Origin of the sequence: Rhizobium sp. SG_E_25_P2 (genome assembly GCF_029892285.1) — a bacterium.
GTDB lineage: Bacteria > Pseudomonadota > Alphaproteobacteria > Rhizobiales > Rhizobiaceae > Rhizobium_E.
This window is the reverse complement of record NZ_JARXVM010000025.1, coordinates 30,095-52,283: the sequence shown is the minus strand read 5'-3', so window position 1 is coordinate 52,283 and position 22,189 is coordinate 30,095. Positions and strand designations below refer to the sequence as shown.

The 22,189-nt window shown below is 60.8% G+C and carries 20 protein-coding genes and 3 pseudogenes; 16 read left to right on the top strand and 7 right to left on the bottom strand.

Annotation, left to right across the window (positions count from 1 at the left end; genetic code table 11):
* Nucleotides 1-234: 234 nt before the first annotated feature.
* From M2360_RS24995 to M2360_RS24985, 3 genes and pseudogenes are all read right to left on the bottom strand, one after another.
* Nucleotides 235-1,059 carry a molybdenum cofactor biosynthesis F family protein gene (locus tag M2360_RS24995; protein ID WP_280778103.1) on the bottom strand — a complete coding sequence of 275 codons (825 nt, stop codon included), beginning with the start codon at nucleotides 1,057-1,059 and terminating at the stop codon, nucleotides 235-237.
* Nucleotides 1,060-1,152: 93 nt separating this feature from the next.
* Entirely contained in the window at nucleotides 1,153-1,848 is a 696-nt protein-coding gene (locus M2360_RS24990; RefSeq protein WP_280778102.1) for a helix-turn-helix transcriptional regulator, read from the bottom strand.
* Between the two features lie 440 nt (nucleotides 1,849-2,288).
* Nucleotides 2,289-2,468, bottom strand: a pseudogene (locus M2360_RS24985) (IS5/IS1182 family transposase); the annotation flags it as partial.
* Between the two features lie 133 nt (nucleotides 2,469-2,601).
* On the opposite strand from M2360_RS24985, the gene M2360_RS24980 reads away from it, so the two are divergent.
* Together M2360_RS24980 and M2360_RS24975 are read left to right on the top strand one after the other, a co-directional pair.
* A complete protein-coding gene (locus M2360_RS24980; protein ID WP_280778101.1) occupies nucleotides 2,602-4,164 on the top strand; it encodes a PLP-dependent aminotransferase family protein in 1,563 nt (520 codons plus the stop codon).
* Between the two features lie 109 nt (nucleotides 4,165-4,273).
* Complete coding sequence (locus tag M2360_RS24975) at nucleotides 4,274-5,656, top strand: aminotransferase class III-fold pyridoxal phosphate-dependent enzyme (RefSeq protein ID WP_280778100.1); 1,383 nt, start codon at nucleotides 4,274-4,276, stop codon at nucleotides 5,654-5,656.
* A gap of 95 nt (nucleotides 5,657-5,751) precedes the next feature.
* Here M2360_RS24975 and M2360_RS24970 read toward each other — a convergent pair whose 3' ends face one another.
* Complete coding sequence (locus M2360_RS24970; RefSeq protein ID WP_280778099.1) at nucleotides 5,752-6,507, bottom strand: SDR family NAD(P)-dependent oxidoreductase; 756 nt, start codon at nucleotides 6,505-6,507, stop codon at nucleotides 5,752-5,754.
* Between the two features lie 20 nt (nucleotides 6,508-6,527).
* The gene (locus tag M2360_RS24965; RefSeq protein WP_280778098.1) at nucleotides 6,528-7,268 is read right to left on the bottom strand and encodes a TSUP family transporter; all 741 of its coding nucleotides are present in this window, start codon (nucleotides 7,266-7,268) and stop codon (nucleotides 6,528-6,530) included.
* A gap of 407 nt (nucleotides 7,269-7,675) precedes the next feature.
* Between M2360_RS24965 and M2360_RS24960 the strand changes: the two genes are divergently transcribed.
* The 6 genes and pseudogenes from M2360_RS24960 to M2360_RS24935 form a co-directional block, all read left to right on the top strand.
* Complete coding sequence (locus M2360_RS24960) at nucleotides 7,676-8,686, top strand: agmatinase (RefSeq protein ID WP_280778097.1); 1,011 nt, start codon at nucleotides 7,676-7,678, stop codon at nucleotides 8,684-8,686.
* Nucleotides 8,687-8,763: 77 nt separating this feature from the next.
* A complete protein-coding gene (locus M2360_RS24955; RefSeq protein WP_280778096.1) occupies nucleotides 8,764-9,894 on the top strand; it encodes an extracellular solute-binding protein in 1,131 nt (376 codons plus the stop codon).
* Between the two features lie 95 nt (nucleotides 9,895-9,989).
* On the top strand, nucleotides 9,990-11,084 hold the full coding sequence (locus tag M2360_RS24950) for an ABC transporter ATP-binding protein (protein ID WP_280778095.1): 1,095 nt from the start codon (nucleotides 9,990-9,992) through the stop codon (nucleotides 11,082-11,084).
* On the top strand, nucleotides 11,081-11,965 hold the full coding sequence (locus tag M2360_RS24945; protein WP_280778094.1) for an ABC transporter permease: 885 nt from the start codon (nucleotides 11,081-11,083) through the stop codon (nucleotides 11,963-11,965). Before M2360_RS24950 ends, M2360_RS24945 begins: the two co-directional genes overlap by 4 nt.
* Nucleotides 11,966-11,972: 7 nt before the next feature.
* Nucleotides 11,973-12,785, top strand: coding sequence for an ABC transporter permease (locus M2360_RS24940; RefSeq protein WP_280778093.1), 813 nt, complete (start codon nucleotides 11,973-11,975; stop codon nucleotides 12,783-12,785).
* Between the two features lie 154 nt (nucleotides 12,786-12,939).
* Nucleotides 12,940-13,122: pseudogene (locus M2360_RS24935) on the top strand (transposase); the annotation flags it as partial.
* Nucleotides 13,123-13,306: 184 nt separating this feature from the next.
* Here M2360_RS24935 and M2360_RS24930 read toward each other — a convergent pair.
* Both M2360_RS24930 and M2360_RS24925 read right to left on the bottom strand, forming a co-directional pair.
* Nucleotides 13,307-13,957 carry a TetR/AcrR family transcriptional regulator gene (locus M2360_RS24930; protein ID WP_280778092.1) on the bottom strand — a complete coding sequence of 217 codons (651 nt, stop codon included), beginning with the start codon at nucleotides 13,955-13,957 and terminating at the stop codon, nucleotides 13,307-13,309.
* A 321-nt stretch (nucleotides 13,958-14,278) separates the two neighbouring features.
* A pseudogene (locus tag M2360_RS24925) lies at nucleotides 14,279-14,458 on the bottom strand (IS5/IS1182 family transposase); the annotation flags it as partial.
* Between the two features lie 373 nt (nucleotides 14,459-14,831).
* Here M2360_RS24925 and M2360_RS24920 point away from each other — a divergent pair.
* The 8 genes from M2360_RS24920 to M2360_RS24885 are packed head-to-tail and all read left to right on the top strand — an operon-like array spanning nucleotide 14,832 to nucleotide 22,179.
* Nucleotides 14,832-16,091 carry an ABC transporter substrate-binding protein gene (locus tag M2360_RS24920; RefSeq protein ID WP_280778091.1) on the top strand — a complete coding sequence of 420 codons (1,260 nt, stop codon included), beginning with the start codon at nucleotides 14,832-14,834 and terminating at the stop codon, nucleotides 16,089-16,091.
* A 4-nt stretch (nucleotides 16,092-16,095) separates the two neighbouring features.
* Nucleotides 16,096-16,842, top strand: coding sequence for an ATP-binding cassette domain-containing protein (locus M2360_RS24915; RefSeq protein WP_280778090.1), 747 nt, complete (start codon nucleotides 16,096-16,098; stop codon nucleotides 16,840-16,842).
* Complete coding sequence (locus tag M2360_RS24910; RefSeq protein ID WP_280778089.1) at nucleotides 16,829-17,542, top strand: ABC transporter ATP-binding protein; 714 nt, start codon at nucleotides 16,829-16,831, stop codon at nucleotides 17,540-17,542. The genes M2360_RS24915 and M2360_RS24910 overlap by 14 nt, the downstream gene beginning before the upstream one ends.
* Nucleotides 17,539-18,405: a branched-chain amino acid ABC transporter permease gene (locus M2360_RS24905; RefSeq protein ID WP_280778088.1), complete on the top strand. Its 867-nt coding sequence runs from the start codon at nucleotides 17,539-17,541 to the stop codon at nucleotides 18,403-18,405. Before M2360_RS24910 ends, M2360_RS24905 begins: the two co-directional genes overlap by 4 nt.
* Nucleotides 18,402-19,394 carry a branched-chain amino acid ABC transporter permease gene (locus M2360_RS24900; RefSeq protein ID WP_280778087.1) on the top strand — a complete coding sequence of 331 codons (993 nt, stop codon included), beginning with the start codon at nucleotides 18,402-18,404 and terminating at the stop codon, nucleotides 19,392-19,394. The genes M2360_RS24905 and M2360_RS24900 overlap by 4 nt, the downstream gene beginning before the upstream one ends.
* Before the next feature lie 9 nt (nucleotides 19,395-19,403).
* A complete protein-coding gene (locus M2360_RS24895) occupies nucleotides 19,404-20,162 on the top strand; it encodes an SDR family oxidoreductase (protein WP_280778086.1) in 759 nt (252 codons plus the stop codon).
* Nucleotides 20,159-21,025 carry a 3-keto-5-aminohexanoate cleavage protein gene (locus tag M2360_RS24890; RefSeq protein WP_280778085.1) on the top strand — a complete coding sequence of 289 codons (867 nt, stop codon included), beginning with the start codon at nucleotides 20,159-20,161 and terminating at the stop codon, nucleotides 21,023-21,025. The genes M2360_RS24895 and M2360_RS24890 overlap by 4 nt, the downstream gene beginning before the upstream one ends.
* Before the next feature lie 17 nt (nucleotides 21,026-21,042).
* Nucleotides 21,043-22,179: an alpha/beta fold hydrolase gene (locus M2360_RS24885; protein ID WP_280778084.1), complete on the top strand. Its 1,137-nt coding sequence runs from the start codon at nucleotides 21,043-21,045 to the stop codon at nucleotides 22,177-22,179.
* Nucleotides 22,180-22,189 lie beyond the last annotated feature (10 nt).

Genomic DNA, 22,189 nt, shown 5'->3' with positions numbered 1-22,189 from the left:
GTCTGGTCCGACGCCGACTGCGAAACCGGCTTTTCGGCACGCTCCGGGTTTGTGTCTGTCCGTTGCTACGATCGATCATATTCTTCCGTCTGGGGCGCATGCGGCGGGCTAGCCAGCAGACTCACGGAGAGAACCGCCGTTATGGTGGACGCCCGACAGGCGGGAAAAGATTTCCAATCTCACAGCCGTCGCCTGTGCATTGGCGCCTTGAACGTTCAAGGCGCCTTGTCGAATTCAGTTTGACGGATCGTCCGCATAGCTGGTGACGTTCAACACGCGCGCATGGGCTCCAACGGGAAAGTTGGACAAGGCACCGACATTCTGGCCTTCGTAGCCCAGGATCTTTCCGGTGGTCTTTTTGCGGTCGAGATCGATCATCACCACGCCCAGCGTCGGAACAATCTTTTCGCGCCAGACGAACAGGTAAAGATTCTGATCGATTTTGATGTAATGGCAGCGGTCGGTGTCGCCCAACCCCTTCTCGACGCCTTCAAGGCAATGCCAGGTGTAGAAGCTGGAGTTCAGATAGATATGCTCGTAGCATTCGGTTTTGCTGTAGGTGTACATCACACGCTTTCCAACCAGTTCCGTGGTCGGATGGTGGATTTCGGACCCGTGAGGATCTAATCCCGACAGACGGCCAGAGACGATTGTTGGCTCCACTGACGTCAGTTCCTGCCCCTCGGCCGCGCGTTTGAAAAGGCTCTTCTCGATCTGCTCTTCCGCTGGCATGCGTACTGTGACGGATGTGAACAGATTCCGCGCAAGATCCAGAACGATGCTGACGCTAGTTCCGGCTGAGATATAGTCGATGAAGAATATGGAATCCCGCAGCGATGTTGCCGAATATTGTTCGGCGCCACGTCGCGCGTCATCTGTCTGCCGCCAGGTCAGCGTGTCGGCCGTTTCGAACGTGATTTCTGTTTCCGTATCTTGGGGACCTGTCAACCGAATGACCTTTCCAACAAGGTCATCGGTACGTGCCAACTTGTTGTTGTCGGTGGAGAACCCTTTTTCCAGATCGCCAACCATGATCCATGCGGGATTGATATCGCTCATATTCTGCTTGCTCCGTCTCTTTCCGGCTTCCCCGGTGAAGATCGAGACTTTCGCAAAAACCCACTGATTGACAATCAACCGAACGGTGGAGGCCTAACCGAGATGGGCAATGAACGCCACGACACTGGCACGATTTTCGACGCCCAGCTTCTGATAGATCCTGATGAGATGTGTCTTAACAGTCGCCATGCCGATTTGCAGCAATTCTGCAATCTCTGAATTGGTTCGGCCGCAGCAGATTAGTTCGATCACATCAATCTCGCGCGACGAAAGGCCGAACCGAGTGCTCAGCGCCATGCGTAGATATTGACCAGATTGCCGAATATATTGTTCGAGATTGAACTCAATATAAGCGTGTGCTGCCTGCAGGTGCGCCGGCTCGCATCCGGCGGGCTGTAGATCCCTGTAGAGGATACTCGCTCCAGCAACGACATGCCCCTCGAATCTGAACAAAAGCTCAAGGACATCGGAAACCTCGAAGCAATTCAGAAAGGATCGATATTTTACGGTGGTCTCGGGAAGGCAATCGCGTTCCTGTCGCCAAAGATGGTAAAGCTTCTGAGGCGCGTCGCCCCGGTTCAGCCTCGAAACATGAAGTGGATCAAAGACATGCATTTCATCGAGATAACCGTGGTGAAAACTGGAATCGATGTTCTTGAGTGCGAAATCGATCATCCGTTGATCGTCAACAACCTGATAGAACGCTATTCGATCGGAGTTCAGCAATGATCCCAGGTAATTCATCGTCTGGTCGATGAAAACTGCGCTATCCCTCTGCATCATACCCATTCCAGTTCTCCAGGAATCGTGCACAGACAAACCTTGTCCGGCGAGGGGGAACTTGCGGACCAAAAATCGTCATCGCTGTCGGCGCGCCCTTGCTTGGAGAAGCAATATTTATGCCAGAGCAGGCCACCGACTGGCGAAAAATGACAGCCATCAGGGCGCCGGCACGCCAAGTGCTATCAAGTACGGCGCCTCAAAACACTATAAAAGGCTTTGTCGTAATGACGCCATCACAAGAAGCGGGATTGGAGTGCTTTTGATGTCGCGATGCCTTGGCGCGAAACTTTCGACGTTCGGTTGCCGCAGCAGCCCCTACTAAGAAAGGCTAGAAAGTGCTTCGCTCGACGTCAATATGGATACTTTATCGAACATTTCCGTACGATAGCAAAAAGCTACTTTAGTTGGCGTTCTCTAAGGTTTGTCGGCAAATTTGACTGGGAGCAAGGCTGGCCACCACGCGTCCTGCGATGTTGGGCAGCCCAGCCCGCCAGCGCATCCGGCGTTATCCAAAGGGTCAAGCTGCCACGGCGGCGAAGGCCCGCCTCATACTCCGCCCAGTTCGCCAGTTTGAACCTCACTTTGCCGATGTGGCGGCGGCGGTCGGTGTTATGTTTATGTGGCATGCGGGATCACTCAAGCTGGTTTCGACCGCAATCGGATAAGCGGAAATCGTTGAATTATAATTCATGCGCCAACGCTTATCAAAAGCGCACGGTGCTCGCCTCAGTCTGGCCCGCTTCTTGCTTCGCCGGGTCCATGAGACTCTCCAAGCAAAATCTCCGGCTGCAGCCGGACCTGACCTGGCGGCGGCTGTTTGGCGGGATCGATCACGAAGGGCAGGCGTTGACTCTTCAGGTGCGCCGCATGATCGTGCGGGCGGTGGAGACTGGCGTGCTGGGCGCCCATGCCCGGCTGCCATCCAGCCGGCAGCTGGCTGCCGATCTCGGCATCGGCCGCAACACGGTGACGGCGGCCTATCAGCAGCTGATCTACGAGGGCGTGCTGGTGTCGCGCGAGCGCAGCGGTATCTTTGCTGCCGCATCGGCCGACCGGCTGGCGCCCGCCCCGGCGGCGTCTGCCGAATCCGCCCCGGACTGGTCATCGCGCTTTGCCATGCAACCATCGCGGCTGCCGCAGATCTGCAAGCCGCGAGACTGGCGCGCCCATCCCTATCCCTTCCTGTTCGGCCAGTATGATCCGGGTCTGTTTCCCACCAATGACTGGCGCGAGGCGGTGCGAGCAACCTCGAGCGTCCAGGAGATCCAGGTCTGGGCCAGCGACATGATCGACGACGATGATCCCGACCTGTCGGAACAGTTGCGCCTGCAGGTGCTGCCGCGTCGCGGCATCATCGCGGCCCCCGGCGAGATCATCGTCACCATCGGCTCGCAGCAGGCGCTGTCGATGCTGGTGCAATTGCTGGTCGGCCGCGACACACCGGTCGGGCTCGAGGATCCCGGTTATCCGGATCTGCGCAACATGGTGCAGCTGGCGACACGCAAACCGGTGTTCCTGGCCAGCGACCACCAGGGCGTGCTGCCGGACGAGCGGTTCGCCCGCAGCAGGGTGGCCTTCCTGACGGCAGGGCATCAATGCCCGACCACCACGGTCATGCCGTTGGAGCGGCGGCAAGCGCTGCTCGAGGCGGCGATGCTGCACGACGTGCTGATCGTCGAAGACGACTACGATGCCGATCTCTCGATCGAGGCCGACAGCGCCATCGCGTCGCTGAAGAGCCTCGATTCTGCCAGCCGCGTGATCTATGTCGGCAGCTTTTCCAAGGTGCTGGCGCCCGGCCTGCGGATCGGCTACGTGGTCGCCCCCAAACCGGTGATCGACGAATTGCGGGTGTTGCGCCGGCTGATGCTGCGGCACCCGCCGACCAACAATCAGCGGACGCTCGCCACCTTCATCGCACTTGGCCACCATCGCCAACATCTGGCCCGGGCCGGAAAGGCGATGCTCGAGCGGGCCCAACTGATCGAAAGGCTGTTGCCAGTGGCGATGCCGTCCTGCCGGTTTTCGCGCGGCGCCGGGTCGACGAGCCTGTGGATCGAGGGGCCGCCGGAACTCGACAGCCGGCTGCTGGTGGAGATGGCGCGGGCGCAGGGCATCCTGATCGAGGCCGGCGACATCTTCTTTTCCAACCCGGCGATGGGACGGCGCTTCTTCCGCCTGGGATTCAGCTCGATCGCTACCCATCGCATCGAGCCCGGGCTGTTGCTGCTCGGCGCCGTCGTCGAGGATTGCTGCCGCCGCGGGCGGGTCTTTCGCCCATTGGCCGAGCCGGCTGAAAGCCCGCCGCCGTCGGGAGCCTGACAGGTGCAGGACCAGACGGGATTTTCCACGGATCCAGGCAGCGAGGCGCCTCCCGCAACACGCCCGTCATGCTAGGGTGAGCGCACATCCAGACACACGGAGACCTGCCATGAACATCGCCGCCCAACCCAACGACATCCGCGACGTCATCGAGGCCGACCGCGCCCATGTTTGGCATCATCTCAGCCAGCACAAGGGCTATGAGACCGTCGATCCGCGCATCTTCGTGGAAGGCCGCGGCATGCGTGTCTGGGATGCCGCCGGCAAGGAGTATCTCGACGCGCTGTCAGGCGGCGTCTGGACCGTCAATGTCGGCTTCGGTCGCGAAAGCATTGCCGATGCGGTGCGCGACCAACTGGTCAAGCTCAACTACTTCGCCAATTCGGCCGGCTCGATTGCCGGAGCGAAATTCGCGGAAAAGCTGATCTCGAAAATGCCTGGCCTGAGCCGCGTCTACTATTCCAATTCCGGTTCGGAGGCCAATGAGAAGGTCTTCAAGATGGTGCGGCAGATCTCCTATCGCCACCATGCCGGCAAGAAATACAAGATCCTCTACCGCGACCGCGACTATCACGGCACAACGCTCGGGACGCTGGCGGCGGCCGGCCAGCCGCAGCGCCGCGAACAGTATGGCCCCCTGCCCGAGGGTTTCGTCGAAGTGCCGCACTGCCTGGAATATCGCAGCCAGTACGGCGCCATCGACAATTACGGCGAGCGTGCCGCACAGGCCATCGAGGAGGTGATCCTGCGCGAAGGCCCCGACACGATCGGCCTGCTGTGCCTGGAGCCGATCACCGCCGGTGGCGGCGTCATCGTGCCGCCACCGGGCTATTGGGAGAAGGTGCAGGAGATCTGCAAGCGCTACAATATCCTACTGCATATCGACGAGGTCGTCTGCGGCGTCGGCCGCACCGGCCAGTGGTTCGGGTATCAGAACTTCGGCGTGCAGCCGGATTTCGTCACCATGGCCAAGGGCGTGGCTTCCGGCTATGCGGCGATCTCGTGCACGGTGACGACGGAGGCGATCTTCGAGCAATTCAAGGACGACGCCAACGATCCGATGTCCTATTTCCGCGACATCTCCACCTTCGGCGGCTGCGTGGCCGGCCCGGCCGCGGCGCTCGAGAACATGCGCATCATCGAGGACGAGAACCTTCTCGACAACACGCTTGTCATGGGAAAGCGGCTGGTTGCCAACCTCAACGCCTTGATGGAGCGCCACAAGGTTATCGGCGACGTGCGTGGCGCCGGCCTGTTCTGCGGCGCCGAACTGGTCGCCGACCGGACGAGCAAGGAACCGGCGCCGGAAAAGCTGGTGCAGGCGGTGATTGCCGATTGCTATGCGCAGGGGGTGATCATCGGCGCCACCAACCGCTCGCTGCCCGGCTTCAACAACACGCTCTGCCTCAGCCCGGCGCTGATCGCCCGGGAGGCGGATATCGACGCGATTACCGATGCGATCGACAAGGCGCTGACCAAGGTGTTCGGGTAGCGCTATCATATCTGCATTGTCCCCAGGCCCCCCTCTGTCAGCTTCGCGACAGAGGGGGAGGCGATGTCGGGAGGGCACGATCTCCGGCCTGGTCCTCACCCCTCGCGATAAATCTGGAACGGCGCCCAGGACTGGCTGACCGGCATGATCTCGATGCTGTTGATGTTGACATGGGCCGGTAGCGACGCCACCCAATGCACCGTCTCGGCGATGTCTTCGGGTTGCAGCGGATGAGCGCCGGCATAGAGCCTGTCATATGCAGCCTGGTCGCCGCCGGTGCGCACCAGGGTGAATTCGCTTTCCGACAGGCCCGGCTCGATGGAGGTGACGCGCACGCCCTTGCCGGACAGATCGCTCCTTAGTCCGAGCGAGAATTGCCGGACAAAGGCCTTGGTGCCGGCATAGACATTGCCCCCCGGATAGGGCCAGCTGGAGGCGATCGAGGCGAGGTTGACCACCAGGCCACGCCGGGCGATCAGCGTCTCGAGCAGCAACCTCGTGATCGTCACCAGGCCGGTGATGTTGGTGTCGATCATCGTTCGCCATTGCGCCAGGTCGCAGTCCTGGGCAGGGCCATTGCCGAGCGCCAGGCCGGCATTGTTGACGAGCAGGTCGATGGCGGCAAAGCGCTCCGGCAGTTCGACGAGTGCGGAGCGCGCGGCCTGTTCATCACGGATGTCGAAGCACAGTGGGAAGGCGCGGTCAGGGCCGCCGAGTTCGGCCACCAGCGCATCCAGCCGCTCCTTGCGACGTCCGGTCAGTACGACATTCCAGCCTTCGGCGACTAGACGCTGGGCAATGGCCTTGCCAAAGCCTGACGTGGCGCCGGTAACGATCGCGATTTTGGACATGGTGGAACCTCTCCGAAGAACTAGACGAAAACAAGGGTATAGAGCGACTGGATGAAACCGACAGCGGCGATGATCACCAGTCCGATAGCCGAGACGCGGGTCCAGACCTCCGGTGGCAGCCGGTGCGACAGGAAATAGCCGAGCCCGAAGCCCGCCAGCGTCAGCGGACTATAGAGCAGCAGCAGATGCGGCAGGTCACCGCCGAGACCGCCGAGATAGGCGCGGCTTGCCAGCGTGAACAGGTCGATGACGCCGAAGAAAACCGCCAGCGTGCCGCGCATCATTTCGCGCCGCGTGCCGCCGGCCAGCAGCCATGCAGCGATCAATGGCCCGCCGACAGCAAAGGCCGACAGCAGCACGCCGACCACGAAACCGATGACAAGGCCCAGCATCCAGTTGGCCAGCCAGGCAGGCGGTTGATGGACCAACGCGGTGCAGGCCGCCAGCACGATGGTGGCCGACACCAGCAGCCGCGCCAGATCGTCCGCCAGATACGGTACCAGGAAACTGCCGCACAGGGCGCCGCACAATCCGGCCAGCAGCAGCCGCCGCGTCACCGGCCAATCGATTGGACTGCGGCCTCTGTCGGCGACCGTGAACCCTGTCAGCATCAGGTCGTTGATCAAGATGAACGGCACCATGGCCGTGGGCGAGAAGCTGCCGGCAAAGCCGAGTGCTGCCACCAGCGCATAACCAAAGCCGGTCATGCCGCGAAAGGCGGCAGCGCCTGTGGTGACAAGAGCGATGATGACGGCGTCCATCCGATTTTCTCCGATATGCCGGTCGACGGGCACTCCACTCATAGTCAGGCGCCGTCGTGTCAGACAGGTCCAGAATCCGGCGAACGGGGGTCCAGAGCATCCAGCGGTCAGCTATCCTGCCTATGGCGCCCTTCGCCCCTTGCCGGCCGTTGATTTCTGGCCATTTACCGGGCGTTTTTATTGCGGCGCGCAGATTCTCTGCAGCAAATACGTGATATATTTTTCGGCAATACGACTAATAAAGATGCACAGCAAGACTTCTATATAAGCAATAATCCGAAAGTTGGCAATCTAACTAAATTCTAATCTTAGCGTCGAGGCATTTTTCCAAATATATCGTTGTCAGTCCTTCCGTTCATGGCTAGCTTGCCTGTAACAACAGCGGGAAAATCCGCGAGGGGAACGGAATGGCCAACAACGATTTTCACCCGATTTCAGGGGTGGATCTGCCACGATTTGCCGGCATAGCGACATTCATGCGCCTACCGCATATCGCGCTCGACAATCCGCGCCTGTCAGAAGTGGAGATCGGCATGATCGGAGTGCCATGGGATGGCGGAACCACCAACCGCCCCGGCCCGCGCCATGCACCGCGCCAGTTGCGCGACCAATCGACGATGGTCCGCTTCCAGAACGGGGCGACAAGAGTGCGCCCCTATGACCTGGCCCGCTGCGCCGATCTCGGCGATGTCGGCCCCAATCCCGCCGACGTGGCCGATTCCATGCGCCGGATCACCGACTTCTACCAGCAGGTGCGGGCCTCCGGCATCGTGCCGCTGACGGCCGGCGGCGACCATCTCTGCAGCTTGCCGATCCTCAGAGCGCTGGCCAGCGAGCGGCCGCTGGGCATGGTGCATTTCGACAGCCACACCGATCTCTTCCACTCCTATTTCGGCGGCTTCAAATACACCCACGGCACGCCGTTCCGGCGGGCGGTCGAGGAAGGCCTGCTCGATCCAAAGCGCGTCTGCATGATCGGCATAAGGGGCCCTGCCTATGATTTCGAGGATCGCGACTTTGCCGATGCGGTCGGCATCAGGGTGATCCCGATCGAAGAGTTCCATAAGCGCGGCGTCGACGATTTGATGGAAGAGGCCCGCGCCATCGCCGGCACCGGCGAGACCTATTGCAGCTATGACATCGATTTCATCGACCCGGCTTTCGCGCCCGGCACCGGTACGCCCGAAGTCGGCGGCCCCAACAGCTACCAGGCGCTGCAGGTCGTGCGCGGCCTGCGCGGGCTGAACCTGGTCGGCGCCGATGTCGTGGAAGTGTCGCCACCGCTCGATCCGGCAGGCGCCACCGCCTTTCTCGGCGCCACCGTGCTGTTCGAGCTGCTCTGCGTGCTGGCGGAATGCGTCTCCGGCGGCAAGCAAGCCGTGGGCATGACGGCAAGCGGACGCCAATCCAATTCGTAACATTCAGATCACAACAGCAAGACCGGGGACACCGGCGGGAACATCACACAAACTTCATCTCTAACCGGGAGACTACCATGACCATTCTCGACAAGGCGCTGACGCGCCGCACGATCCTCAAAAGCACGGCCATCGGCGCAGGCGCGCTTGCCGCCCCCGCCTTCCTTTCCTCCGGCGCGCTGGCTTCGTCCGGCGAAGTCAACTTCACCGGCTGGGCCGGCTATCCCGGCATGGCCGAGAAGGTCTTCCCGGCCTTCACCAAGGCCACTGGCATCAAGGTCAACTTCACCGAGCAACCTGACCAGGACACGATGTTTGCCCAGGCCAAGATCTCGCTGGAAACCGGTGCCTCCGATGTCGTCGAGCCGACGCTGGACCGCGTCTCCGCCTGGGCCTCCAACGGCCTGCTGCAAGGCTGGGACGTCAGCAAGCTGGCGATCGACAACTATGCGCCGGGCCTGGCCGACGGTTCGGCCGGCGAGCGCGCCACGATCGAAGGCAAGAAGCTGTTCGTCCCCTCGGTCTGGGGCACCGAAGCGCTGGTCTACAACAAGGAAGGCTTCCCGACCGAATACGGCAAGGCCAGCCTCGGCGACCTGTTCGACCCGAAGAACCAGGTGACCGTGCGCGGCCATTCGGCGATCGCCGCCATGGGCCGCTTCCTCGACAGCCAGGGCAAGCTGCCCAAGCCGTGGATCGACGGCTACAAGGACGAGAAGACCATGGTCGAGCTGTGGGACATCGCGCTGGCCGAGGCGATCAAGGCCAAGACCAATGTCGTGCAGTTCTGGAGCGGTGAGAACGAAGCCCAGGCGGCCTTCCGCAGCAACGGCGCCGTCCTCGGCCTGTGCTGGGATTCCACCGGCTTCAACCTGGTGAAGGAAGGCTATGCCTATGTCGCACCCAAGGAAGGCGCGTTTGCCTGGAACCAGGGCCTGGTGCTGCTGAAGAGCGCCAGGAATGTCGAGCAGGCGCATGAATTTGCCAAATGGGTGTCGACCGCCGAAGGCTCTGCCCTGTGGGCAACGGCGTTTTCCTCTAACCCGGTCGGCAAGAGCGGAATCGATCTGATGGATCCGGCGGTGCTGGAATTCTATAAGGCAAGCTTCCCGGGCGATGCGATCAGCAAGCTTTACTGGTGGCCCGACCAGGCCGCCTGGTTCCTCTCCAAGCGCGGCGAATATGCCGACAAGTACAAGGCAGCCTAAAACACTGCTGCCGGTCGCCGGGATCTTCCCGGCGACCGTTCCGACCACAATCAAAAGAAATGACCCGCTGAGGTCACAGGGGAAAAACTCCGGCAATGAGCGCCAGTGTCGAATTACAGGATGTATGTGCGGATTTCGGTAATTTCCGCGCCGTGGACAACGTATCGCTCAAAATTGAGGCGGGTGAATTTTTCTCGTTTCTCGGCCCCTCCGGCTGCGGCAAGACGACGATCCTGCGCATGGTCTCCGGCTTCGTGTCTCCAAGCAGCGGCGTGATCCGCATCGGCGGCAAGGACATGAAAGACCAGCGGCCCAACCAGCGGCCGACGGCGCTGATCTTCCAGAACCTGGCGCTGTTTCCGCTGATGCCGGTCTGGGAAAATATCGCTTTCGGACTGGAGGCGCGCGGTGTCGACAAGAAGATCCGCCGGAGCCGTGCCGAGGAACTGCTGGCACTGGTCGATCTGCCCAATGCCGCCGACAAGGCCGTCAGCCACCTGTCGGGCGGCCAGAAACAGCGCGTCGCCATTGCCCGGGCACTGGCCGTCGAGCCCTCGGTGATGCTGCTCGATGAACCGCTGTCGGCGCTCGACCTGAAACTGCGCCAGCACATGCGCGCCGAACTGCGCGCCATCCAGAAGCGCACCAATGTCACCTTCATCTACATCACCCATGACCAGGGCGAGGCGCTGGCGATGTCGGACCGCGTCGGCGTCATGTCGCATGGCAAGCTGCAGCAGGTGGCCAGGCCGCGCGAGATCTACGATCGTCCGGCCAACGGTTTCGTGGCCTCCTTCGTCGGCGAAAGCAACATCTTCAAGGGCGAGCTGGTGACGGTCAATGCCGGCCAAGGTAACTTCAAGACAGACACTGGCATCTTCACAGCGCGGCTCGGGCCCAATCTCGATGCCAGCGCCAAGCTCTATGTCCGGCCCGAGCATGTCACCCTGACCAACGCGCCGGCTGAAGCCAATGCGGTCTCCGTCGAGGTTACCGACATCGCCTTCGAAGGCAATTTCATCTCCATCCTCACCCGCGATGGCTCCGGCCGCACCATCGTCTCGGAAATGCGCAACGAGGGCCAGGGACTGGAAATCGAGCGCGGCGCCAAGCTGTTTGCCGCGTTCGATGCCGATCGGGCGGTGATTCTGTCGGATGAAATTCCGGCTAGCCTGGGGCAAGCGACATGAAGGACCTGGTCAACCGCTATGGCATGGCGCTGACGGTGCTGATCTGCCTGCTGACCACGTTCTGGCTGCTGGCGCTGGTCATCCTGCCAAATTTCTACTTGTTCGAGAATTCCTTCCGTCTCTACCTGCCCGTCCAGGAGATGGGCGGGCCGAAGGATGTCTACACGCTGAAGAACTACCTGACCTTCTTCCAAAGTCCGATCCACATCACCGTGTTCGTGTCGACGGTGCTTTACTCGTCCTTTGTCACGGTGCTGTGTTTCCTGATCGCCTATCCGCTGGCCTTCTTCCTCTCGAAGAAGGCATCGCCCAGGAGCCTGCCGACCATCTTCCTGCTGCTGACGGTGCCGCTGTGGGTCAGCGAGATCATGCGCTCGTTTGCATGGTTCATCATCCTGTCGCTCAAGGGACCGCTCAACTACCTGCTGATCAATCTCGACCTGATCGAGAAGCCGATCCGCTGGATGAGCGGGTTTCGCAGCATCATCATCGGCCTGGTCTATACCTATGTGCTGTTCATGCTGTTTCCGGTCTACAACGCCATCCAGTCTCTTGACACCAACCAGATCGAGGCAGCCGAGGATCTCGGCGCACCCTGGTGGCGGACGCATTGGCGGGTGATCCTGCCGCATGCCAAACCCGGCATCGCTTCGGGGTCGGTGATGGTGTTCATGCTGTCGGCCGGCTCGATCCTTGTGCCCACCCTGCTGGCGTCGACCAATTCGCGCTGGTTCACCGAGATCATCCAGCAATGGATGTTTGAATCGCTCGACTGGAACACCGGCTCTGCCTATGCCTTCCTGCTGCTGATCCTGTGCACCGTATTCGTGACGCTCGTGATGCGGCTGTTCCGCGTCAAGCTCTCCGACATCGCCAAGTGAGGTGACCATGAATCGCAAGTCAGACTGGCTCTTCCGGGTCTACCTCTATCTCTTCCTCGCCTATCTCCTGGCGCCGCTGATCGTCATGGGCGGCGCTGCCTTCAACGATTCGCGCTTTCCCTCCGTCTATCCCTGGGCAGGCTTCACCTGGACCTGGTTCGTGGAACTGTGGAACGACACGCGGCTGCTGAATTCGTTCGGCAACACGCTGATCGTGGCGCTGGCCGTCGTCGCGCTGTCGGTGCCGATTGGCACCGCCGCCGCCATCCTGATCAACAGCCTGGCGGGCACTGCCCGCAACGCGCTCTACGGGCTGATGGTGGCGCCGATCCTGACGCCGGGGGCGGTGATCGGCATCTCGACGCTGCTGTTCTGGAACACGCTGTCGGTGCCGGCCGGCCTGCATCTGTCGGTGCTCGGCCAGGTCTCCTATATCGCCGCCTTCGTGATGCTCTTGGTGCTGGCGCGGCTGCAGAGCTTCGACCGGTCCTTCGAGGAAGCCGCGCTTGATCTCGGCGCCAGCCATGCCATGGTGATGCGGCGCATCCTGCTGCCGCATCTCTACCCGGCGATCGGCGCGGGGGCCGCAATCGCCTTCTTCCAGTCGATCGAGAATTTCAACGTGACGCTGTTTACCCGCGGCCCCTATGACACGATGACGGTCTATGTGTTCTCCAAGGTGCGCAGCGGCATCACCCCGACCATCAATGCCTTGGCCGTGATCCTGATCGCCGCCACGCTTCTGGGGGTGCTTGCGGTGGAGATTCGCCGGCGCCAGGCCGAGAGGCGACTGGCGGAGCTTTCCGGGCATGCCGTCTAACTGCCTGATCCGGGCAATGGTTGGGTCGGGCTTAGCGTTGGTGCTTGAATTATAATTCAACGATTTCTGCTTATCCGATTGCGGTCGAAACCAGCTTGATTGATCCCGCACGCCACATAAACATAACGCCTCCCGCCGCCATCACATCGGAAAAGTGAGGTTCAAAGTGACGAACTGGGCGGAGTATGAGGCGGGCCTTCGCCGCCGTGGCAGTTTGACTCTTTGGACAACGCCGGATGCTCTGGCGGGCTGGGCAGCGCCTCGTCGCAGGACGCGTGGTGGCCAGCCTCTCTATTCGGATCTGGCGATAGAAACTACTTTGATGCTTGGCATGGTGCTGCGATTGGCGTGGCCATCCTGAACCGAATGCTTGCCTGCGGACGCCCGATATCCGTTCGTTTCCAAGCCTCGACGGGAGCAACCTGTCAATCGGCCCATCAAAGACCAAATTCCGCACATCTGCTGATCCCCGCGCCAACGCCGGAGGGAATGGCTTTTGAAGATGCTGTGCGTGAACTCGCTCAGGCCAGAGCTTCGGGCCGAGGCGACAGACCCTTGATGAGGACCTTGAGCTGATGGCTGAGGTGGTCCATCGCGGAATCGAGGTTCAGGTCGTCCGTCGACAGCCAACGACGCAGGTCTACCTGGTAGATCGCGAAGATGGTTTGCGCGATCGCTTGCGTCGATTCGTCGGAATGAATGACGCGGGCCGCGCTCGCTTCCTCGATCAGCCGCTCGAGCAATGCGCTCAGTCGCTCACGAGTTCGCATGAAGCGTTCGGCTTGCTTGCCCGATTGATAAAAGTACATTTCCCTCAACGCCTGCCTGGAAAGTACTGGAAGTCTCGAGAAATACTCGTAGTGGATGCGAAGGATCGACATAACGTTGCCGAGAAGCGATTGGTTGCTGGAGCACGCCTGTACGGAGCGGTCGACGCAATCCTCGAGGTCATCGTTGACGATGAGAAAGAGCAGGTCGCGCTTGGTCTCGGCGTAGACGAACACGGTGCCAAGACCCACACCCGCCGCGCTCGCGATCTCTCGGGTCGTGGTGTCGTCGAAGCCCTTCGAGACGAACAGCTCGAGAGCAGATGACTTAATCCTCCTGAGCTTGTCGTTCTTGTTCCGCTCGCGGGTTCCGATCTTCCGCGCCTTTTCGAGTGCTGCGTCCAAGACGACCTCCAATGCATCAGACAGTACACAAATAGATGCAAAGCTGGTTTCCTATCAAGGTTTTTGAACGCGTTCAAAAGGAATCGTCGTCGGTGGCCGGTGAAAATGTCCACGCGTTTCCGCTTTGTCGTTGTCCTTTTCGGCTGGATTCCAGCGACCGTGTTGCATGGGGTGGAGTTGGAGGCTATCTGCGCGCGCAGCTGTCCGAAACGGTTTCCCCCGCCGTTCAATAAGCCTCGTCAGGGCGTCGGTGCGGGAATCAGCAGATGTGCGGAATTTGGTCTTTGATGGGCCGATTATTTGGTTGCGCCCGTATAGATGGGGCTGGCCACCATACGTCCTGCAACGTGGGGCAGCCCAGCCCGCCAGCGCATCCGGAGTTATCCAAAGGTTCTTGCTGACACGGCGCCGAAGGCCCGCCTCATACTCCGCCCAGTTCGTCACCTTGAACTTCACTTTACCGATGTGATGGCGGCGGGAGGCGTTATGTTTGTGCGGCATCCGGGATCAATCTACCTATGTCCGATCCCGGCCGCAGAGATGCAAGATGTTGAAATGTGATCCTTGCACCAATTCCATCCCTTCAAAAAAATTGATCATGATCAGTATTGACAATTGGTTCTTGCTGCAGCAGAAAAATGAGCGTGCTCATTTATTTTCGGCTTGAGGAGGTCGACGGGCACGAAGCAGGAGGCGTCAGAAGCTCGATTTGACAGAAATTCGCCGCGCGGACCGTCGTCCGCGTGAAGGGTTTTCCATTGCCGGATCGACGCGCCTGATCGAGCGCCATCAACTATGGTCTGGGAGGATCAAAATCATGACGGAACGCGAAGGATTCACCGCACAGCTCACTCGGCGAGGCGCACTCGCCCGCATGGGCGGCGCCGTCGCCGCAGGCGCGCTGGCGCAGTTCCCCACCCCGCTTGTAGCCCGTGCGGAAACCCGGTCTCTCAAGATCGGATTGCTCGCGAGCATTTCGGGACTGAGATCGGATTTCGGAGCCGTAGACACCTGGATTGTTGAGCGCGTTCAAAAGACAGTCGCAAATGGCATTGATATCGAGGGCACCAATTATCCGGTCGAAATCATCGTCAAGGATAACCAGTCCGATCCCAATCAAACCGCCGTGGCAGCACGCGACCTGATCCTTCGCGAGAAGTGCGATCTGATCCTCACGGACGACGGCGACAATTCCTCCGGCGCGGCCGCCGAACTTGCGGACGCCCGCGGTGTTCCCATGATCTCCACCTTATCGCCGTGGGAGGCATGGGTGTTCGGCCGTCACGGCGCCCCCGATAAGGGTTTCCCGTTCACGTTCCACTACTGCATCGGCGCAGGAGACGTTTTCAAGCTCTATACCGACATGTGGAACAGCCTCAAGACCAACAAGAAAGTTGGAACGATCTACATGGATTCTGCGGCCGCGCGAGGCTTCGCGGACCCCGCGCACGGGCTTCCGGTTCTCCTGCAGAAGAACGGTTACACCGAAGTCAACACGGGCTTCTTCCAGCTTAGCAACGATGACTTCACGAACCAGATAGCCTCTCTGGTCGGCGGCGAAGTCGGCATTCTTTCCGGCAGTTGCTATCCGAACCACTTTGCCACTTTCTGGAACCAGGCCGCACAAAACGGATTCCAGCCAGAGGCAGTCACAGTCGCAGGACCGTTCCTGTTTCCAAGCGCCCTTGAAGGCCTCGGGGACCTCGGCGACGGCATGTCGACTGAAGTCCTCTGGAATCCCGCCCTGCCCTACACATCCTCGATGACCGGCCAGACGGCGCGGCAGTTGGCGGACGAATACGAGCAGAATACTGGAACGCAGTGGACCCAGCCGCTGGGCATCTCCCATTCGCTTTGGGAAGTCGGCTTTGCGGCGCTCAAGGGCGCGGCCGATCCCAAGGACAACAAGTCTATCCGCGACTCCATCGCCTCTCTCAAGGTGGACACCGTTGTCGGCCCCTTGGATTTCGCAGGTTCGCCGGTCAAGAACGTCGCGATCCAGAAGCTGGTCGGCGGCCAATGGCGAAAGACCAAGGACGGCAAATTCCCGTTCGAACTCGTCGTCGTGCACGCCGGGACGAGCGGCGTGACCCCGACAGCCGAGCTTGTTCCGCTCTCGCAGATTCGGAGCTGAGAGAATGGAAATGGCCAAGAGCGCTCCGCTCCTGCGCATATCCGGTCTCAAGAAGCGATACGGATCGATCGTCGTTGCTGACGACATCGATCTTGAGCTTCCCGACAGAGGCTGCCTGGGCGTGATCGGGCCGAACGGGGCCGGAAAGAGCACGCTTTTCCATCTTCTCACCGGGGTGGTGCGCCAGGATAGCGGCTCCCTGATGCTCGATGGCGTGGACCTTTGCGCGCAGCCTCCTCATCGACGCCCCTCGCTGGGCGTCGTCCGGGCCTTCCAGATACCGCAGTGTTTCGAGAGCTTGTCAGTTTACGAAAATGTTCTTCTTGCTTCATATGCCGCAGCTCGGCTGCGGGGAGCGCGGGCAAGGGAGCTGGCACACAATGCCCTGAGGCGGACTGGTCTATCCGGCGCCGCCGATATTCCAGCGGGAAAGCTGCGGCTTCTCGACCGAAAGCGTCTCGAACTGGCGAAAGCCCTCGCGTCGAACGCCCGGCTGCTGCTGCTCGACGAGATAGCTGGGGGACTGACCGATGCCGAGACGGAGTCTCTCATCGCGCTGATCCAGGAACTCAAGACCATGCACTCGATCATCTGGATCGAGCACATCCCCCACGCTCTCAAGGCCGTCGCGGACCGCGTCATGGTTCTCAACTTCGGGCGGAAGGTCATGGAGGGCGCGCCCGACGAAGTCATGAACAGCGCGCTCGTCCGCGAAATCTACATGGGAATTCCTGCCGATGAAGCTGCTTGAAGTCGAACAGCTGCACGCCTTTTATGGCGACCTACGGGCTTTGCACGGCCTGTCCATGTCGCTCGAAGCTGGCGAATGCGTAGCTATCGTCGGCGCGAACGGGGCTGGAAAGTCCACCCTGCTGCGCGCCATCGCTGGCCTAGTCGCAAGGATTGACGGCCGCGTGATCTACGAAGGTAACGACATCGGCCGTCGAAAGGCCGAGCAGATCGCACGTTCCGGGATTGCGCTCGTTCCCGAGGGTCGCGCTCTCTTCCCATCGCTCGACGTAGAGGAGAATCTCAAGATCGGTGCATTTTCGGGCCGACCGGGACACTGGAATCTCAAAACGGTGTTCGAGCTGTTTCCATTGCTCGAGGAGCGGCGGTCGCAGCGGCCCAACACCCTTTCAGGCGGCCAACAAGGTTTGGTGGCCATCGGTCGGGCACTCATGTCGAACCCCAAGGTCTTGCTCTGCGACGAGATTTCGCTCGGTCTCGCCCCGATCGCCGTCGAGGCGATCTACCGATCCTTTGAAGCGATATCCCGGCAAGGGACTTCCATTGTCCTGGTCGAACAGGATGTACGCCGCGCACGATCGTTTGCGCGACGGCTCTATTGCCTGCTCGAAGGGCGGGTAACGCTTCATGGCGATAGCGCCGACCTGACCGACGAGCAGTTGACACGCGCCTATTTCGGATTGGGGGAGACGACGCATTGACCTGGGTTTCGACTATTATAAACGGCTCGCTTCTCGGCGGTCTTTACGGCCTGTTCGGCGTGGGTCTTGCACTCGTCTTCGGCGTTACGCGCATCGTCAACATCGCACACGGCGAGTTCATCGCACTTGCGGCGTTCATCGGGCTGGGCGCGTCCGCCCTTCTGCCGTTCCTCCATCCTCTCCTGCTGATCGTCCCGGTCACCGCCGTTTCGTTCCTGTTGGGCTACGCTCTCCAGGCGGCTCTCATCAACCGGGCGCTAAAGCTCAACAATATGGTCGCCCCGCTGCTGCTGACATTCGGCATCTCCGTCGTCGCGCGCAACATGATGGCGGAAGGGTTCGGAGTGAGCCCCCGGATGATCAAACAGGGGGACTTTGCCCAGCAGAGTTTCGAACTCTTCGGAATGAAGATCGGGGTCCTTCCGGTGGTCACCCTTTTGATAGCGATTGGTCTCTTCCTCGCTCTTGAAATCATTCTCAAGAAGACGAAGTTCGGGCGGATGGTACGGGCTACCGCCGATAACCCCGAGATCGCCAGGGTCATGGGGATTACGCCGGACCGCGTCTACAGCATCGTAACGGGTGTTTCGTTTGCCCTCGCGGGTGTCGCAGGTGTCCTGCTTGCCATGAGGACGACCTTTACGCCGTTCTCCGGTGTCGAACGTCTGCTGATCTCGTTCGAAGTCGTGGTGCTGGGCGGACTTGGCTCGTTCTGGGGCGCGATGCTGGGCGGGATCGCTCTCGGGATCGCCCAGCTCGTCGGGCTCAAACTCAACCCGAACGCTGGTTTCCTCTATGCGCATCTGCTTTTCCTCGCATTCATGCTGGTGAGGCCGAACGGCCTGTTTGGAGCACGGGCATGACACGATTTTCCGAAATCGCGGTATTCGTCTTCACCGTCTGCGCGGCTGCCGTGATGCCACTTCTTGCGGACGAAGGCATCACCGCCGTCGTCGGCGAAGCCTGTCTCATGTTGGCCATGGCAAGCGCCTGGAACCTGATGGCCGGGTATGTGGGGCTCGTCTCGCTGGGTCTCCAGGCATATGTCGGGCTTGGCGCATATGCTGCGATCTACGCTTCGAACGCACTCGGCATCTCGCCCTACTCCGCGTTGTTCGCCGGACCGGTCGCCGGAATCGCCCTCGCCGTCGTCACCTCGTTTCTTCTGCTCCGGCTTCGCGACGCCTACTTCTCAATCAGCACCTGGGTCATCGCCGAGGTCGTCGCCATGCTGGTTTTCATCGCGCCGAACCTCGGGAACGTCACGGGCCTCACGCTCGAAGCGACCAGGGACCTCGACTTCGACGTCTTTCTCAAGGCGATCTTCTGGCTGAGTTCGGGCCTCGCGATCGCCACGGTCTTCGGCATGGGTCTTCTGATGAGGTCGCCGACCGGTCTGGCGATGAAGGGTGTCCGAGACAACGAACTCGCCGCGGTGAGCATCGGGGTCGATGTCAGGCGCAATCGTCTCCTTGCATTGGTCGCGACGGGAGCCGTCTGCGGCCTGGCGGGCGCGATCAGCTACTCCGGCGCGATGTTCGTGACGGTCTCCAGCGGGTTCGACGTGAACTGGGTGGTGACGATGATCTTCATCGTAATCGTCGGCGGGATCGGGACCATCGGAGGCCCCGTGGTCGGAACCCTTCTCTACTACGGGCTCAGGCAGCTGATGATGGTCGGCTTTGGATTGTCAGGAAGCTGGCACCTGACGGCGATGGGCCTCATCGCGATCGCCACGATACTTCTGGCTCCCAAGGGCCTGTGGCCAACATTCCATGACAGTTTGCTTTCGAAAATTCCGATTGGGCAGCCTGAGCCTAAGCGCCTGATCGCCGAGAAGAATGCCCAGTAGGAGCTTATAATGGGACTTGTAGACAACAAAACCTGCATCATCACGGGCGCGGCCGGGAGCCTGGGCCTGGCTACAGCCAAGCTTTTGGCCAGCGAAGGCGCCAAAGTGATGCTCGTAGACTTCAACGCCGCCCGGCTCGCCGAGGTCGTCGGCGAGTTCGATCCGGCAACGACCCGATCCTGCGTGGCCGACATCACCGACCCCGAGCAGGTCCGCAGTTTTGTCCAGCAGACCGTCGAGGCCTTTGGTCCGATCGACCTGTTGTTCAGCAATGCGGGCAATGACGGGCCGCTCAGTCCGATCGAGCATTATCCCGAGGACCTTTTCGACAAGATCATCAAGACGCACGTCTACGGCGGGTTCTACACTTGCAAATATGCCGTGCCCCACATGCGCGACGGCGGAAGTATCGTCATCACATCCAGCATCGTCGGCCTCAAGGGCGTTCCGGGAAACTGCTCCTATGTCATGGCCAAGCATGCCCTGACGGGTCTCATGCGCGGGTTGTCTAAAGAGCTCGGCCATCGCGGCATTCGTGTGAATACGGTCAATCCTGGCCCTGTCGATAACGAATTCATGCGCACGGCCGAGAAGACGATGTCTGCGGTTCTCGGACGCGACGCGGGAGCGTTCTTCGACGAGCAGATACCTCTGGGCCGCCACGCCATGCCCGAGGAAGTGGCCGAGGCGGTGTGCTTCCTGGCTTCCGACCGCAGCCGTTACACGAACGGATCGGCCATCATGGTCGACGGCGGATTTTCTTCATGACCATGTCCTCCCAAGACATGTCGACGCGGGATGGGGCTGGCTCTTCGGAGCGTCGCCGCGTGATGGTTTCCGTTGCTCCGAACGGCGGACGGAAAACCAAGGCGGACCACCCGGCGCTGCCAATTTCGGCAACCGAGCTGGCGCGCTGCGCCGCCGAATGCCGGGATGCAGGAGCCAGCCTCATCCACGTGCATGTCCGGGACGCCGAGGGGAGCCACTCGCTGGACGCGGATGCTTACAAAGCGGTGACGCGTGCCATTCGTCGTGAGGTGGGCAACGACTTGGTTGTGCAGATCACCACAGAATCGCTCGGTAGGTTCTCGCCGTCCGACATGATCGCCGCGGTCCAGGAAGTCAGGCCGGAGGCTGCCTCGATCGCGCTGCGCGAGATAGTGCGCAACGAGGCTGACGAGCGCCACTTCGCCGGGTTCATGCGGTGGATGTCGAGCGAAGGCGTAGCGCCGCAGATCATTCTCTACGATCAGGTGGAACAACAAGTGCTCAAGGCATTGCAGGACCGCGGCCTCGTCTCCGATCGCATACCGCTTCTGTATGTCCTCGGACGATATACGGCAAACCAGACATCCGATCCCGCCGACCTGACATCTTTCCTCGATGCCAAAAGGCCGCCGCATTGGAGCGTCTGCGCTTTCGGCCCCCGCGAAGCGGAATGCGTCGTTGCCGCAAGCCTTCTGGGTGGCAACGCCAGGATCGGCTTCGAGAACAACCTACTTCTTCCGAGTGGCGAAATCGCCCCATCGAATGCGGCTTCCGTTGCCGTTGTCGCGAGTGCCCTCGGATCGCTGAGCATACCCTTGGAGACCGCTGACGGACTCAGGGAAACCCTTTCCAGACTACAATGAATTCGGAGTGCAACTGAATGAACGCACACAATGTAACAGCCCATGCCGACGGACCGAGAAGCCTCGAGAACGCCAAGGAATGGATGAAGGATCGCCTGAGCAAGCGGGTGCATCCTCTCGGCCTGACCGACCCCGCAGAGACGATAGCGGCGATCGATCGCCTGGAGGGACTCGACGGCGAGAAGTGGGCCAGATCATGGGTCGCATCGGGTAAGGCGTTCGTTCAACGGGGGCGCGATGCTGAGGCCCGGGGAGACCTGAAAGCCGCTCGCGACGACTACTACCAGGCCTACGGATTTTTCTTCCTGGGCCGCTTCCCCTGCCCCAACCACCCCGACAAGCTAGAAAGCTACGAGCTGGAGCTTGAGGCTTACGGCAATTTCGGCCGGTTGGCGTCTCCGCCGATCGAAGCCGTCACCGTCCCGTTCAAAGGCGGGACGCATGGCGACCGCGTGCGCTTCTATCTCCGCAAGCCCGAAGGTGCTTCCAAGCCCCCTGTGGTGATCATGTGGGGCGGTGTCGATGCATGGAAGGAGGAGATGACCGAGCTTTCATCACAGTTGGCGGCGGCAGGTATTGCCTCCATCGCCGTGGACAATGTCGGGACAGGAGAATCTCCCATCAAGGCCAAGCCGGATGGCGAGAGGCAGTTTCTCCCGGTGATCGACTGGGCTCGGAACAATGCCGAGCTCGACGGAACTCGCATCGTCCTTATCGGTCGGTCGTTTGGCGGTCACTGGGCGACCAAGCTCGCACATCTTATTCCCGACGCGCTACGTGGCGCGGTGAACTGGGGCGGCGGCGTGCATTACATGTTCCAGCGCGACTGGGTCGAACAGTCCCGGTATCCCGACAGCTACCTGATGGAACTCGTCGAGACCCGCAGTCGCATGCTCGGAGTGTCCGATGATGAGGAATACGCGGAAGGGTTCCGGGTTCTTTCCTTGCTGGATCAGGGCATCCTAGACCGTCCCTCGGCTCCCCTGCTTCTCGTCAACGGCAAGGACGACAAGCAGTGCCCCATCGCGGACATCTATCTTCTCCTCGAACACGGCAGCCCCAAGACGGTGCGGCTTTTCCCCGGCGGCCACATGGGTTTCGGGCCGCATACGATTCCCACCATCGTGCGCTGGATCGAACAACGCCTGAAATGACACGAAAGGA

Bases quoted from the DNA above. Each gene is read 5' to 3' on its own strand.
- M2360_RS24915 (WP_280778090.1), top strand. From the start codon at position 16,096: ATGGAAATGGCCAAGAGCGCTCCGCTCCTGCGCATATCCGGTCTCAAG.
- M2360_RS24940 (WP_280778093.1), top strand. From the start codon at position 11,973: ATGAATCGCAAGTCAGACTGGCTCTTCCGGGTCTACCTCTATCTCTTC.
- M2360_RS24995 (WP_280778103.1), bottom strand. From the start codon at position 1,059: ATGAGCGATATCAATCCCGCATGGATCATGGTTGGCGATCTGGAAAAA.
- M2360_RS24990 (WP_280778102.1), bottom strand. From the start codon at position 1,848: ATGGGTATGATGCAGAGGGATAGCGCAGTTTTCATCGACCAGACGATG.
- M2360_RS24890 (WP_280778085.1), top strand. From the start codon at position 20,159: ATGACCATGTCCTCCCAAGACATGTCGACGCGGGATGGGGCTGGCTCT.
- M2360_RS24970 (WP_280778099.1), bottom strand. From the start codon at position 6,507: ATGTCCAAAATCGCGATCGTTACCGGCGCCACGTCAGGCTTTGGCAAG.
- M2360_RS24885 (WP_280778084.1), top strand. From the start codon at position 21,043: ATGAACGCACACAATGTAACAGCCCATGCCGACGGACCGAGAAGCCTC.
- M2360_RS24975 (WP_280778100.1), top strand. From the start codon at position 4,274: ATGAACATCGCCGCCCAACCCAACGACATCCGCGACGTCATCGAGGCC.
- M2360_RS24965 (WP_280778098.1), bottom strand. From the start codon at position 7,268: ATGGACGCCGTCATCATCGCTCTTGTCACCACAGGCGCTGCCGCCTTT.
- M2360_RS24960 (WP_280778097.1), top strand. From the start codon at position 7,676: ATGGCCAACAACGATTTTCACCCGATTTCAGGGGTGGATCTGCCACGA.
- M2360_RS24900 (WP_280778087.1), top strand. From the start codon at position 18,402: ATGACACGATTTTCCGAAATCGCGGTATTCGTCTTCACCGTCTGCGCG.
- M2360_RS24910 (WP_280778089.1), top strand. From the start codon at position 16,829: ATGAAGCTGCTTGAAGTCGAACAGCTGCACGCCTTTTATGGCGACCTA.
- M2360_RS24895 (WP_280778086.1), top strand. From the start codon at position 19,404: ATGGGACTTGTAGACAACAAAACCTGCATCATCACGGGCGCGGCCGGG.
- M2360_RS24945 (WP_280778094.1), top strand. From the start codon at position 11,081: ATGAAGGACCTGGTCAACCGCTATGGCATGGCGCTGACGGTGCTGATC.
- M2360_RS24950 (WP_280778095.1), top strand. From the start codon at position 9,990: ATGAGCGCCAGTGTCGAATTACAGGATGTATGTGCGGATTTCGGTAAT.
- M2360_RS24980 (WP_280778101.1), top strand. From the start codon at position 2,602: ATGAGACTCTCCAAGCAAAATCTCCGGCTGCAGCCGGACCTGACCTGG.
- M2360_RS24920 (WP_280778091.1), top strand. From the start codon at position 14,832: ATGGGCGGCGCCGTCGCCGCAGGCGCGCTGGCGCAGTTCCCCACCCCG.
- M2360_RS24955 (WP_280778096.1), top strand. From the start codon at position 8,764: ATGACCATTCTCGACAAGGCGCTGACGCGCCGCACGATCCTCAAAAGC.